Origin of the sequence: Peribacillus sp. FSL R5-0717 (genome assembly GCF_038002945.1) — a bacterium.
Classification (GTDB): Bacteria; Bacillota; Bacilli; order Bacillales; family DSM-1321; genus Peribacillus; species Peribacillus frigoritolerans.
In genome coordinates this window covers 4958822-4971696 of record NZ_JBBOOF010000001.1, presented here as the reverse complement: position 1 = coordinate 4971696, position 12875 = coordinate 4958822, and the positions used below count along the sequence as shown (strand labels likewise).

Sequence of the window (12875 nt, the reverse complement as noted above, 5' to 3'; positions counted from 1 at the left end):
CTGCAATGAAATGACTCACTAGCTTAACAAATCCATTAATACGTTATAATCATTATAACAAGTATAATACTTTCACGAACAAAGAACAAGTGTTCTATTTTTTTGTCCTTTTTATTAGCGTTAGCACATTTGTATGGAACAAAACGTATCATAGCTACCATTCTAATTGTAGCGGTAAATTTTCATTTGGCAAATATACTTTTATATTTAAATCAAATTAAGCTTTAATGGCTTAATTTTGCCCGACCGCTCAATGCCCGCTATGGCTGCCTTTCAGTTTTTCTCCAGAAATAAAGCGATACCTTAAAAAAAGAGCGGAAGTTCCGCTCTTCATTTTACTTAGTAAGGGCGTGTTCGACTTTTATACATCGATTCATGATGACAGTATGTCCTTTTTCTTTCAAAAAATTATAGGCTTCTTCATTTTCCACTCCTAGCTGCGCCCAAAAGATATCTGCATCGATTTCTGCAAATTCCTTGGCTATCTCCGGAAGGAATTCTGAACGGCGGAAAACATTGACGATATCGACGCGCCCTTCAATATCTTTCAGGGCTTTTACTGCCTTTACACCCAGCACTTCAGCTACAGCAGGGTTTACCGGGATGATTTCATATCCGCTATCCTGCATGGCCTTCGATACCATATAAGATGTGCGCTCAGGGTTATCAGATAAACCGACGACAGCGATGCGCTTCGATTTTTTCAACATCTTTCCCATTTCTTCCCTGCTTGGATTTTCTATCATTCTTTTCAATCCCCTTTTATAATAAAATGTAATATTTGATTAAAGAGTATTCCTAACAAAAGTATTTTACAGAGAAAAGCTGTTTATTACCATTATTAAGAAAAATCATTATACAAGAAAGAATAAGTTTAGAAAAGGCATGACTCACTTAACTTTCTTATGTCCATACAGACTACCACGTATTGTAACAATTTATACAAGGAGGCATCGTTCATTATATATTTACGAAAATAAGGAAGTCTAAACCTTTTACCGTTCATGAACTTAACGTATATCAAAAGATGTAGGTCCATCAAGGAAAATTCATTTTTTTAGTGGATTTTTTTTGGACAGCCGTACCATTTTGTCACGAAAATGTTACAATAAGAGAAGCTTAACAGGTATTTCAGGGCTGTTTTTAGCTATTTCTACACGTTTATTTTTGAAAAAGGGAACAATCTTCCTTAAACGTGATAAAAAAAGAAGATTTTTCTTAAAGAAAGGGTAATAGAATGCTTACATTTATCACTATACTGGCTGCCTACCTGATCGGTTCGATTCCGTCCGGTTTAATAATCGGTAAAACATTTTACAAAATCGACATCCGGGAGCATGGCAGTAAAAATCTAGGCGGGACAAATACCTTCAGGACACTTGGTGTCAAGGCAGGACTAACCGTTACTATCATGGATATACTTAAGGGTACCCTAGCAACTTATCTGCCGTATATGCTAGGCGTGGAAATGCATTTATTGCTAGCCGGAGTTATTGCGGTAGTCGGTCATATGTTTCCCATTTTTGCAAACTTTCGGGGCGGAAAAGCCGTGGCAACTTCTGCTGGTGTCATTCTTGCTTATGAACCATGGTTTTTTGTCTTTGCCGTCATCATTTTCTTTATATCCTTATACATATCCAAATATGTCTCGCTTTCATCCATGATTGCTTGTCTACTTGCTCTCATCTACAGTTTAGTTTTTCATATTAAAGATTTGCCGCTCATTATTGTAATCAGTTTAATAACGATCTTCATTTTTTACCGTCATCGCGCAAACATCAAGCGGATTATCGATAAAACTGAACCTAAAGTAAAATGGTTATAAGAACATGTGCATTACCATGTGAAGATAGGCCCGTATGCAAGGGCCTATCTTCCATTCTACAATTCATTTGTAAGGCATGCCTCGAAACCTTTTCACTAATTGCTATTCGAGATTGAGTATCTATCCTATCACTGATATTAAGGCCGCTGCTCATCTTCATTCTTGGTTTGTTCAAAGACGATTCTTTGCAAGTGATTCTTTACATTTTGAAAACCGGGTGAATACCACCGGGGCTGTAAGCCTATACAATAATGAGTCTTCGCCACTTTGTCCTCAATTTAACAAAATCATCGTCAATTACAGCATGAATAAAGATAACATATGAGTAATTAACGTTTTTCTCAATCTTCCCACTGTGCTGTGCACCGTTATAATCTCTTTCAATTCAGGAACCTGCAGAATTTTGATAAAAGGCATCAACAACTCCCTCGACCCGGGGGTTCAATTGCCTTTCTAAAATATTGATCAGCTTTAAATCGTATTCCGTTAAATCGATAATATTAACCTGAAGTTTCACCTGTTCACTGCTTACATCCAATATGCCATCTGTTTCATTTGCTTTTTGAAACCAGCGCTTTACTTTTATGAAAATCCCCATATCCCACTCCCCGGATTTTGTAAATCGCGACAAAGTTAATCCATTATACCCGACAACAAAATGCGATTCTTTATACCTGTTTAATTGAAATTAAGTCAAGTTACCCTCAAAAAAAGTGATTCTTTTAGTCTATTTATATTTCATTCTGGACTCCACACGATTCTTTTGTCAAGGTAAAAGGGCCTGATACATTTCTACATTAACTTCCAAACGAATAAATCGTTTGGAATTCGTTTAGTGGAAAGAGTCAAGTAAGGATTGAATAATTGTTGAACAGGGGCTACACTGGAACTAGTTATTACATATCGATAGGAGAAAGTGCCATGAAACCATTGCAAATATCACCGGAAACTGCATTAAAGTTATCCAAGTCACTAAACTTGCCTTTAGAGCAAATCATGCATATGCCTACACCAGTCTTGCTGAAAAAGCTTGCCGAGGCTGAAGCAAAAGAAAAAGGCAATACAAAATAGCTGCAGGAATCTGCAGCTATTTTTGTGTGTGCTCATATGGGTACGAAACGATCTTACGGGCAATACCATTTCCGGATTTCCTTTTACAAGCCCCGACTTTATGAGGAAATTAATTAGATGGATTTCGTTTTATCCTAACAATATATAATTTCAGAGGCTTGCTTAACTCATAAATATATCAATATTCCGAATATTCCCCCGCCGCTTTGGCTCAGGAATCAAAAAGGAAAAAAAAACCGCAAATGGGCGGTTTTCAATTGAAAGTCAATTCTTTTGCCATATCATTCAGAGGCTTCTTTTTGACTGATATTAATTGTTCATTTTCATAGGTACATGCAAATTCTTGTGGTGGTTCATCCTGTAATATATCTTTCAGGTAATACTTTATGTTGGACACAACTTCACTTGCCTCCATAACCCATTGAAATGGCTTCCAGGCAAGTTCCCCTTCATCACAGGCAGATAGCCCTCCCCCTGCATCTTCAGCTCTGTAAACATACATTCCACCTGTTTCATTCCATGTCACGATTCCTCGAAAGCTCATCCCCCTTACTTTCAATCCAGTTTCTTCAAGAATTTCGCGTTCCATCGATTCATCGATGGTTTCACCTTTTTCTATTTTCCCGCCTATGCCATTCCATTTATGCCGATTGGGATCCTTTCGGCGAAATAGCATCAACACTTCGACTTCGTTGGATCTTTTTCGAGTTATGAAACAAATATTGTATATAATATCCATTGTTATTTCCTTTCTTAAACGCACATTATTCGCATCTACCGTATAATTACTTTATACTTAAATAACGAACCTCTAGGAAGGAGAATGAGTATGAAACTGACCATTTCCGATCAAGCAGCTAAGTGGTATATTGATGAACTGGGGCTTCAAGAAGGCTCTCATTTGCGCTTTTATGTAAGATATGGCGGGCATAGTACCGTCCAAAGCGGCTTTTCATTAGGTATCATGCAAGAAGAACCGGAAAATGCAGCGGCCGCAACGACTATGAACGAGATTAATTTTTATGTAGAAGAAAAAGATTTATGGTACTTTGATGGCCACGATTTACTTATTACTTTTAATGAAAAACTGACTGAACCAGAATTTCAATATGAAAAGAGTGCTTGAAAATAAAGCAGCGGTGTAAACTGCTGTTTTTTCTTGTTCAATCGAGAAGGCGCTCTTCAATATCTTCCGCCCTAAGAATTTCCGCTTGTTTATCCCCTAAAAGATCAAAATGAGAATAGCCATCCTTCCTGTGATGAATCCACTCTTTTTTTAGCCCGTATTGCTTGCCCCACTCCGCTAAACGCCTTAAATCCTTGCATCCGACTTTTGTTACCGTCTTGCAACCGGGAAATCGGTCATCCAGCCAATAATGAGTTAAAAAAGCTATTTGGCCTTGATCGATTTTCTGCTTCCAGGCTACGATGTCTACCCGTTTAATCCCAAAAGCCATTTTTGATCACCTCAATAATTGTAATTAAACCAATTCATCCTGCTTTTTATTTTTCTCATAGGCCTCATGCCATTCAGGATACATGCGTTTAATGGATATTGGGCGGAAGCTCTCCTTTTTAACGCAAACGTGGGAAGAATGACCTGTAGCCGCCACTTCATTTTTCCCATTAACGATCTCATACCCATAAACGACGCGTAAACCGTCATATTTTTCAATCCAGGTTTTAATTTTCACCTTATCACCATATCTAACAGGCGTTTTATACGAAGCTTGAATATCCATTACAGGAGAGAGGATGCCATCCGCTTCCATATCAGCATAATAAAACCCTAAATCATTTATCAATTTTGTCCTGCCTAGTTCCATCCATATTAAATAATTCGCATGGTAAACAACACCCATTTGATCTGTCTCTGCATACCGCACTTCAATTTCGTTTTCAGCTATGAACATTTTGTTTCCCCACTTTCATTTCTCTTGCAATAAACATTTTACCATAACAATTGTGCAAATTTCATTTAAGCTGTCTTTATAGACTGTTTCCCTTCATTGAACCTAAAATGAAAGGGGAGAAAGATTTCTCATCTCTTTCTCCCCTTTACCTAGTTGTTTACATATTATCGTTACTATAACCGCTTTCCCGTGCTTCCTGCTCATCTTGCATTTCTTCCTTCATTCCATCAATGCTCTTTCTTCTTCGTTCATTTTTATCCTGAATTGCCTGCTTTTCTTCCCCTGAAGAAAATGATAACGTTTCATTTGCAGCGATTATATTTTCTTCCGTATTTTCTATTGCATCTTGAATTTTTTCAACATTATCCAAACGATTATCCGGATTGTGCTTATTTGTGCCCATTATTTTCACCTCATATTATTTATTCACATAATATTATTACGATTACTTTATAACCTTGTCCCTTGATTACTCGCCTTTAGTTTGAATGACCTGAGCATGTTTGCCTGATTTGTCCTGCATTTTCTTACCGTTGTTCCCGCCCGCTGCTATTGGCTGTGTTCCTTGATGGCTCGGTCTAAAGTGTTTGGAATCTTTTTTTGGATTACCCATTCTATCGCCTCCTTCTCTTATCATGGATAAAAAAGAGGAAATTCATGAATGCCAGTTTTTGAAATAGTTATGAAAAAAGAGCCAGCACCTTGAAGGGACCTCATGGCACTGACTCTTTTTAAGCAAAGACTATTCAGCCTTTTGCATATGTTTTTTTTCAAGACGTTCTTCAAGTCTTTCCATTTGTTTAACGTCCATCAATAATTCCCTTTTATTTTCTTTAATTAATTCTTCAAATGTCCTTTTTCTTTTCTTCATGCTTTTCACCTACTTATTTTTAATATACAATTCAGCATTGCCAAATTAACGTAAAATTATGACTATATGGTTTCCATCCCTTTAATTGTCATAATTATCAGATTTTTAACCTGATAAAAATTCCATATCTCCACTTTTACTTTAACCCTTTTTTCATAAACTTTAACCATAATTTTTTAATTTTTTTGATTTTTCCATAAAAGTTTGACAACTTTGTTAACATACATAAAAACGGAACCTCATAAGGTTCCGTCTTGTAATAAAAAACGTTCCTTGTTTTCAGAAACCGGGGTTTTCGGCAGGAGTGTGTCGCAATTCACTTCAAACTTCATAAGATTACCCTACTGCATACTATTTATATTTCGTTCCATATCTTTTAAGGTCATGGCCGAAATTACCTTATTCCTGATAATGCCTTTTTTGTCGATGAAGTAAGTTGTCGGTATGCTAAGAATTTTGTAGCGCTCATTCACTGGATTTTTTGCACTTTGACTATCCAGCGGTATGGTAAAAGTAATTCCATTATCCTCCACAAATGCTTGTACATCATTTTCAGGGTCAATATTGACTGCAAGTACGACGACATCATCACCCGCTTGTTGTGTGTATTTCTCCATATCCGGCATTTCCTTCTTGCAAGGCGGACACCACGTTGCCCAAAAATTCAGCATTACCTTTTTTCCCTCATAATCCGATAATTCAACTTGTTTACCATCCAAAGTTTTCAGGGAGAAATTCGGTGCTTTAGCTCCAATTTTCAATCCGCCCAAAGCATCTTTTTCGTCATTTCCCTTCGAGTCATTATCCATCGCCTGCACGATCGCTACAGTAATAAGTGATAGTAAGGCCACCGAAGCAATAATTTTTTTAAGCATACTCGTCCTCCTAGTCCCATTACAATAAAAATATTAGTCCATTTCCAGAATTAGAACAACTTCCCTATTCCATCTTAACAATAAAAGGGTATGCGGAAAAGTGCAATTCCTATAAATCATATCATGATATCTCATTGTTTCATAAACCTGACACAAAAAAAGCGGTAAACCTATAATAGGTTTACCGCTTCCTAAATGCTGAAATTAGCCTTTTAATTTATTACGTAATACCATTTGAAGGATACCACCGTGACGGTAGTAGTCGATTTCGATTTCGGAATCGAAACGAACAAGTACATCAAATTCTTTTACGTTTCCAGCTTCATCAGTAGCTGTAACTGTTACGATATCACGCGGTTTAACCGTTTCGTCGATTTTAACTGCGATTGCTTCTTTACCAGTCAATCCAAGCGTTTCAGCGTTTTCGCCTTCTTTGAATTGAAGTGGAAGAACACCCATTAATGCAAGGTTAGAACGGTGAATACGTTCAAAGCTTTCAGCGATGACTGTTTTGATGCCAAGAAGGTTAGTACCTTTCGCAGCCCAGTCACGAGAGCTTCCCATACCATAGTCTTTACCAGCGATTACTGCAAGACCTGTTCCATCAGCTTTGTATTTCATACAAGCATCATAGATAGCCATTACATCGCCTGTTGGCCAGTAAGTAGTGTAACCACCTTCTGTACCTGGAGCAACTTGGTTACGGATACGGATGTTTGCGAATGTTCCGCGCATCATCGCTTCATGGTTACCACGACGAGAACCGTAAGAGTTAAAGTCACGCGGTTTCACACCGTTTTCGCGAAGATAGATACCAGCTGGTGTATCTTTACCGATTGCACCTGCAGGGGAAATATGGTCAGTTGTTACTGAGTCGCCGAATTTACCAACTACACGCAAGCCGGAAAGTGGGTTAACTGAACCCGGTTCTGGTGATAATCCTTCAAAGAATGGAGGATTTTGAATGTAAGTCGATTTAGAATCGAAAGCATAAATCGCTTCGTTGCTTGTTTGGATTTCATTCCAACGTTTGTTATCGTTGAATACTGTTTCGTATTCTTTACGGAATAATTCCGGTGTAACTGTCGCTTTAACAGCAGCGTTAACTTCTTCTTGTGATGGCCAAATATCAGCAAGATATACATCGTTACCATCTTTGTCTTTACCAAGAGAATCATTGTTAAGATCGAAGTCCACAGTTCCAGCAAGAGCATAAGCTACAACCAAAGTAGGTGAAGCAAGATAGTTTGCTTTCACTAGTGGGTGAATACGACCTTCAAAGTTACGGTTACCAGAAAGTACTGAAGTTACTAGTAGATCAGCTTCAGCAACAGCTGCTTCGATTTCGTCAGCCAATGGACCTGAGTTACCGATACATGTTGTACAGCCGTAACCAACTACGTTGAATCCTAATTGATCAAGGTATGGTTGAAGACCTGCATCACGAAGGTAACCAGTAACAACTTTAGAACCTGGTGCCAATGATGTTTTTACATAATCCGGAACAGTCAAGCCTTTCTCAACTGCTTTTTTAGCAATAAGACCCGCTCCAAGCATTACGTACGGGTTAGAAGTGTTTGTACAGCTAGTGATTGCAGCAATTGCAATCGCACCTGTTTTCATTACCGTTTCTTTGCCATCGGCAAATTTAACAGTTACTTCTTTATCCAATTCAGAATTGTCCATGCCAAAACCTTGGTTGCCCATAGGTGCATTGATCGCGTCATGGAAAGATTTTTTCATTTGAGAAAGTGGAATCAAATCTTGCGGGCGTTTAGGGCCTGAAAGGTTTGGTTCAATTGCTGAAAGGTCGATTTCCACAACATCATTGTATGCTGGATCTTCGTTTTCAGGAGAGTAGAACAAACCATTTTCTTTGCAGTATGATTCAACCACTTTAATTTGTTTTTCATCACGGCCTGTTAAGCGCATGTAATCGATCGCTTCTGCATCAACAGGGAAGAAACCAACTGTAGCACCGTATTCAGGAGCCATGTTAGCGATTGTTGCACGGTCAGCAAGTGGAAGGTATCCTACTCCTGGGCCGTAAAACTCAACAAATTTACCAACTACGCCGTGTGCACGAAGAACTTGTGTTACTTTCAATGCAAGGTCAGTAGCTGTTGTACCTTTAGGAAGTTGGCCAGTCAGTTTAACACCAACGACTTTTGGAACCGGGAAGTAAGATGGCTGTCCAAGCATGCCTGCTTCTGCTTCGATACCGCCGACACCCCAACCAAGAACACCAATACCGTTGATCATTGTAGTATGTGAATCTGTACCGAAAACAGAATCAGGGAATACTTCGAAGTCTCCGTTTGGAGTTTCAACAGCATGAACCACGTTCGCAAGGTACTCTAGGTTAACTTGGTGAACGATACCAGTTGCCGGTGGAACTGCACGATAGTTGTTGAATGATTTTTGAGCCCAGCTTAGGAACTGGTAACGCTCTGCATTACGTTCGAATTCAAGATCCATATTGGCATCTAGGGAATCCATTGTACCTGCTTTATCAACTTGTACAGAGTGGTCAATTACAAGGTCAACCGGGATTTCCGGGTTGATTTTGTCAGGATCTCCACCAAGTGCCGCGAAAGCATTACGTAAAGAAGCTAAATCAACAACAACTGGAACACCAGTGAAATCTTGTAGGATTACACGTGAAGGCTTGAACGGAACATCTATATCTTGTTGCTCGCTTGTTCCCCATTTAGCAAGGTTCGCAACATGTTCTTTTGTGATTACTCTTCCGTCTACTTGGCGAAGGACCGCTTCAAGTAATACTTTAATGGAATATGGAAGGCGTGATACTTGGCCATCCCCTGCTTTTTCAATAGCGTCTAGGCTGTAGTAGTTGTAGCGTTGCCCATCAATTTCAAAGGACTTACGCGCTTGGTATACGTCATTTTTCGTCATGAATATTACCCCCTATTAAACTGTCAGAACGTATTCTGCACATGAAAGTAAAACCTGGTTCACTGAAACCATGTTTACTATAAATATAAGTAAAAAAGTTAGTTTGTCGAATTTTCTCTCTCTTCTCCCACCCTAACTCTTCCTTCAACTTAATACTAATATAGAAATGAGTATAAGTAAATAACAAGAAAGTTATTGTTTTTGATAAGTTTCTCTTATAGAAAAAAATCCCCCACATATTAAAGTGCATTTAAGAAGACTTGCTGATATGCACTTTCTTGAAAATCCCCCTATTTGCGGCCTGATAAATTATTCCATCAAAACATATTGACACTTCATACATAATCATTCGACATTATCACATTCTATGGGTGGAGGTGTCGAAATGACAAAACAAAAGGCAAATCATGTTATACCAGGTATGAATGCAGCAAAAGCGCAAGGTAATGGGGCTGGATACAATGATGAACTGGGAAATGAACCGCCATTATCGGAAATGCAAAGGCAAAACAATAAAAAAAGAAAGAAAAACCAATGATTCCCCTCATTTTTAGACTTTAAATAGGATAGGCTTTTTGAAATGGCAGATGTCCTGCATTTTTCAAAAAGCCTATTCCTTTCTAAAATCAATTAACGCACAAGTAAAACGCGCAAAACCCAAGACTAATGCGCATGGACTCATGACGAAAGAACCTGTCACTCAATAGTCCTCAGAATTGACCTCATTGACGATTGCCTGGATATCCTGTTCGAATTTTTTCAATTGTTCTTTCTGATGTTCGGAAGCGGTGACTAAAGCAGATTGTATTTGTTGATAGGCCTCGTTCACTTCCTGCTTCACATGTTTCAATTCCGTTCCGTAATTCGGTGCGTTTTTCTCAATGGATGAGTATACATCAAATACTTGTTGATAACTTTGCTGGGCTTCCTGAAAAGACCTTCGCTTATCTTGTTTATCCTGCATTTGGATTCAGCTCCTTAAATATGGTGTCCATCCATAGCATGTACGAGGTTTGCAAATATATGTATGTGAATAAAATTTCACGGACTGATTATCTTAAGAGATAGGAGGGATCGAACATGAACAAAAACGATGGTAAAGATATGCGAAAAAATGCTCCTAAAGGAAATAACCCAGGTCAACCAGCACCGTTAAGCGGTTCTCATAAGGTGAAAAACAGGCAGCACTCCCGTCAGAAGCATAATAGCAGTCATGATATGTAAGCTGCTTAAATAATCGTTCCATAACAAAGCGGTGCCGCCCCAAAAAGGCAGACACCGCTTTCGTTTTATATTTCAGAAGCAAATAAGCCACATTGGAAAAATGTTCGATACCTTCCTATTATAAGGGCACCTTTTTTTTGGCACTCTTTCACGGGTATAAACGTGAATTGCAAGTCGGTGCCATTCCATTTCAGCCAAAATAACGATGATATAACGTTTTTGCTTCTGCAATATCTTTTGTTCCATGAATCAACGCCCGCCCGTCTTTAAAAACGACCAACCGATGGGCTCCAATGGTAAATGAAAGTAAATAAGGATTCCTGTCGATCTTACCACCTTGTGCGATAAGATTATTTTCGAGTTCCGCTAAGTCTCTTTCAACCTTCATTGCCGGCCTGATTTGGACGGAATCCCTACCGCATAAAACGGCGGTCTTTGTTCGATTTGAATAAGAGAGGTGGGGATACGTTCGATTTGACCCACATGACAAACAAGTATCCTTTTTTAATTTCGCTACATTTATCGATGAATGTTCATTTTTCCAAAGATCAAATGAAACGATTTTGTTTCGCAGCGATTCGTGATCTTCGACAAGGATTTTTAAAGCTTCCGCCATTTGATGGGCAACGACCGTTTGAACGGCAGGACTGATGATTCCCGCCGTATCACAAGTCAGTCCTCCAATCGGGACCGTTTCCAGCAAACAATTCAAACATGGTGTCTTCTCTGGGATCACCGTGTAACTTATCCCATAACTCCCTACACAGGCACCGTAAATCCAGGGGATTTTATATTTTTGTGCAGTATCGTTAATAAGCATCCTTGTATCGAAATTATCAGTGGCATCCAATATCAAATCCACGCCTTCAACAAGCTTCGCCAATTCATCAACCGAAACATCCGCCACATGTGATTTTACGATTACATCCGAATTTAGCGCATTCAGGCGATTCTTCGCTGCCACTGCTTTCGGTATTCTTTTTTGTGCATCATCTTCACAATAAAGCTGTTGTCTTTGAAGGTTGCTCCACTCTACATAATCCCTGTCAACAATGGTGAGTTTCCCAACTCCGGCCCGAACAAGGCCTTCCGCAGTTCCCGTACCGAGAGCACCCGCTCCAATCACCAAAACGTGTTTTTGGCGAATTTTCATTTGCCCTTCTTCCCCAATAGGACCAAAAAGTTCTTGACGTGAATAACGCTCATTCATCCAATGCTCAATCCTTCAACTGGGCTGCTTGCAATCGCGTAATCATTTTTTTCGATTCTTCCTGCTTCATACCCCAATCGCCCTGCCTCAATGGCAAGTTTCATTGCTCTCGCCATTTTGACTGGGTCTTTCGCCCCAGAAACAGCAGTGTTAAGTAATACGCCATCCGCCCCCAATTCCATGGCGATCGCTGCATCAGAGGGTGTTCCGATCCCTGCATCAACAATTACCGGCACCTCTGATTGTTCCATGATGAACCGTAAGTTCAGCGGGTTTATAATGCCTTGACCAGAGCCAATTGGTGAAGCTCCGGGCATGATTGCATGGCACCCCACTTCTTCCAGGCGTTTAGCGAGCAAGACATCATCCGAAGTATAAGGTAATACGGTGAATCCCAGTTTCACTAATTCTTCAGCAGCTTTCAATGTTTCAATCGGGTCAGGCAGCAGTGTTTTTTGACAGCCTATGACTTCAACCTTAATCATGTCACATAAGCCAGATGCCTTTGCAAGCTGGGCTATGCGCACTGCTTCTTTGGCTGTTTTAGCTCCTGCCGTATTGGGAAGGAGTGTGTATTTCTTCAAATCAAGCTTTTCCAAAAAATTGGGCTGACTGGCTTCAAAAATGTTCATTCTCCGGACCGCGAATGTTAATATTTCCGTCTCCGAAACCTCCACTGATTGTTTTTGAACATCAAAATTTGGATATTTCCCAGTACCTAATAATAATCTTGAAGAAAATTCATAAGAACCAATCTTTAACATATCATCCGCCTCCTACAAAATGTACAATCTCTACCTTGTCTCCATTTGACAAAAGTGTTTCACTTAGACTTTCTTTTGCTAATATTTCATCATTCAATTCAACGATCACTACTTTTTGATGTAGATTAAAGTGTTGTAAAAGCCCTGTAACTGTTGATTCTTCAGCAGGAATCCGTATCTTTTCCCCGTTAATAATCAATTCCAAT

20 protein-coding genes are annotated in these 12875 nt (G+C 39.2%); 5 read left to right on the top strand and 15 right to left on the bottom strand.

What is annotated here, in order from left to right; genetic code table 11:
• Positions 1-335 precede the first annotated feature (335 nt).
• Positions 336-746 carry a CoA-binding protein gene (locus tag NYE65_RS23865; protein WP_328177194.1) on the bottom strand — a complete coding sequence of 137 codons (411 nt, stop codon included), beginning with the start codon at positions 744-746 and terminating at the stop codon, positions 336-338.
• 491 nt (positions 747-1237) lie between these two features.
• On the opposite strand from NYE65_RS23865, the gene plsY reads away from it, so the two are divergent.
• Positions 1238-1825: a glycerol-3-phosphate 1-O-acyltransferase PlsY gene (gene plsY, locus NYE65_RS23860; protein ID WP_034312400.1), complete on the top strand. Its 588-nt coding sequence runs from the start codon at positions 1238-1240 to the stop codon at positions 1823-1825.
• A gap of 137 nt (positions 1826-1962) precedes the next feature.
• Here the strand turns inward: plsY and NYE65_RS27360 are convergent, their stop codons facing one another.
• Positions 1963-2091, bottom strand: a complete 129-nt coding sequence (locus tag NYE65_RS27360; RefSeq protein ID WP_170956454.1) for a protoglobin domain-containing protein — start codon at positions 2089-2091, stop codon at positions 1963-1965.
• 119 nt (positions 2092-2210) lie between these two features.
• Positions 2211-2423, bottom strand: coding sequence for a hypothetical protein (locus tag NYE65_RS23855; RefSeq protein ID WP_340861863.1), 213 nt, complete (start codon positions 2421-2423; stop codon positions 2211-2213).
• A 323-nt stretch (positions 2424-2746) separates the two neighbouring features.
• On the opposite strand from NYE65_RS23855, the gene NYE65_RS23850 reads away from it, so the two are divergent.
• On the top strand, positions 2747-2896 hold the full coding sequence (locus NYE65_RS23850) for a YycC family protein (RefSeq protein ID WP_082609358.1): 150 nt from the start codon (positions 2747-2749) through the stop codon (positions 2894-2896).
• A gap of 253 nt (positions 2897-3149) precedes the next feature.
• Here the strand turns inward: NYE65_RS23850 and NYE65_RS23845 are convergent, their stop codons facing one another.
• Positions 3150-3635 (bottom strand): NUDIX hydrolase, encoded by a 486-nt coding sequence (locus NYE65_RS23845; protein ID WP_328177196.1) that lies wholly within the window; start codon positions 3633-3635, stop codon positions 3150-3152.
• 90 nt (positions 3636-3725) lie between these two features.
• On the opposite strand from NYE65_RS23845, the gene NYE65_RS23840 reads away from it, so the two are divergent.
• Positions 3726-4022: a HesB/YadR/YfhF family protein gene (locus NYE65_RS23840; RefSeq protein ID WP_034312410.1), complete on the top strand. Its 297-nt coding sequence runs from the start codon at positions 3726-3728 to the stop codon at positions 4020-4022.
• Between the two features lie 37 nt (positions 4023-4059).
• Here NYE65_RS23840 and NYE65_RS23835 read toward each other — a convergent pair whose 3' ends face one another.
• From NYE65_RS23835 to acnA, 7 genes are all read right to left on the bottom strand, one after another.
• Positions 4060-4353: a hypothetical protein gene (locus NYE65_RS23835; protein ID WP_034312413.1), complete on the bottom strand. Its 294-nt coding sequence runs from the start codon at positions 4351-4353 to the stop codon at positions 4060-4062.
• Between the two features lie 24 nt (positions 4354-4377).
• The gene (locus NYE65_RS23830) at positions 4378-4809 is read right to left on the bottom strand and encodes an acyl-CoA thioesterase (RefSeq protein ID WP_034312417.1); all 432 of its coding nucleotides are present in this window, start codon (positions 4807-4809) and stop codon (positions 4378-4380) included.
• A gap of 157 nt (positions 4810-4966) precedes the next feature.
• Positions 4967-5212: a small acid-soluble spore protein Tlp gene (gene tlp / locus NYE65_RS23825; RefSeq protein ID WP_106026503.1), complete on the bottom strand. Its 246-nt coding sequence runs from the start codon at positions 5210-5212 to the stop codon at positions 4967-4969.
• Between the two features lie 66 nt (positions 5213-5278).
• The gene (locus NYE65_RS23820) at positions 5279-5422 is read right to left on the bottom strand and encodes an acid-soluble spore protein N (protein ID WP_048678620.1); all 144 of its coding nucleotides are present in this window, start codon (positions 5420-5422) and stop codon (positions 5279-5281) included.
• Between the two features lie 129 nt (positions 5423-5551).
• Complete coding sequence (locus tag NYE65_RS23815) at positions 5552-5680, bottom strand: FbpB family small basic protein (RefSeq protein WP_072272906.1); 129 nt, start codon at positions 5678-5680, stop codon at positions 5552-5554.
• A 341-nt stretch (positions 5681-6021) separates the two neighbouring features.
• Positions 6022-6555 (bottom strand): redoxin domain-containing protein, encoded by a 534-nt coding sequence (locus tag NYE65_RS23810; protein WP_340861862.1) that lies wholly within the window; start codon positions 6553-6555, stop codon positions 6022-6024.
• Positions 6556-6759: 204 nt separating this feature from the next.
• A complete protein-coding gene (acnA, locus tag NYE65_RS23805; RefSeq protein ID WP_057275902.1) occupies positions 6760-9471 on the bottom strand; it encodes an aconitate hydratase AcnA in 2712 nt (903 codons plus the stop codon).
• A 385-nt stretch (positions 9472-9856) separates the two neighbouring features.
• On the opposite strand from acnA, the gene sspO reads away from it, so the two are divergent.
• Entirely contained in the window at positions 9857-10009 is a 153-nt protein-coding gene (sspO, locus tag NYE65_RS23800) for a small acid-soluble spore protein O (protein WP_034312428.1), read from the top strand.
• A 162-nt stretch (positions 10010-10171) separates the two neighbouring features.
• On the opposite strand, the gene NYE65_RS23795 is transcribed toward sspO, so the two are convergent.
• Positions 10172-10435, bottom strand: a complete 264-nt coding sequence (locus tag NYE65_RS23795) for a hypothetical protein (protein WP_034312430.1) — start codon at positions 10433-10435, stop codon at positions 10172-10174.
• A 116-nt stretch (positions 10436-10551) separates the two neighbouring features.
• On the opposite strand from NYE65_RS23795, the gene NYE65_RS23790 reads away from it, so the two are divergent.
• Entirely contained in the window at positions 10552-10695 is a 144-nt protein-coding gene (locus NYE65_RS23790; protein WP_063576391.1) for a small acid-soluble spore protein P, read from the top strand.
• Positions 10696-10885: 190 nt separating this feature from the next.
• Here the strand turns inward: NYE65_RS23790 and NYE65_RS23785 are convergent, their stop codons facing one another.
• Genes NYE65_RS23785 through thiS form a run of 3 tightly spaced genes read right to left on the bottom strand, consistent with a single transcriptional unit; the run spans position 10886 to position 12874 of the window.
• Positions 10886-11905 (bottom strand): thiazole biosynthesis adenylyltransferase ThiF, encoded by a 1020-nt coding sequence (locus NYE65_RS23785; RefSeq protein ID WP_328177199.1) that lies wholly within the window; start codon positions 11903-11905, stop codon positions 10886-10888.
• Positions 11902-12669, bottom strand: a complete 768-nt coding sequence (locus NYE65_RS23780; protein WP_034312435.1) for a thiazole synthase — start codon at positions 12667-12669, stop codon at positions 11902-11904. Before NYE65_RS23780 ends, NYE65_RS23785 begins: the two co-directional genes overlap by 4 nt.
• A 1-nt stretch (position 12670) precedes the next feature.
• Positions 12671-12874 (bottom strand): sulfur carrier protein ThiS, encoded by a 204-nt coding sequence (thiS, locus tag NYE65_RS23775; protein ID WP_034312438.1) that lies wholly within the window; start codon positions 12872-12874, stop codon positions 12671-12673.
• Position 12875 lies beyond the last annotated feature (1 nt).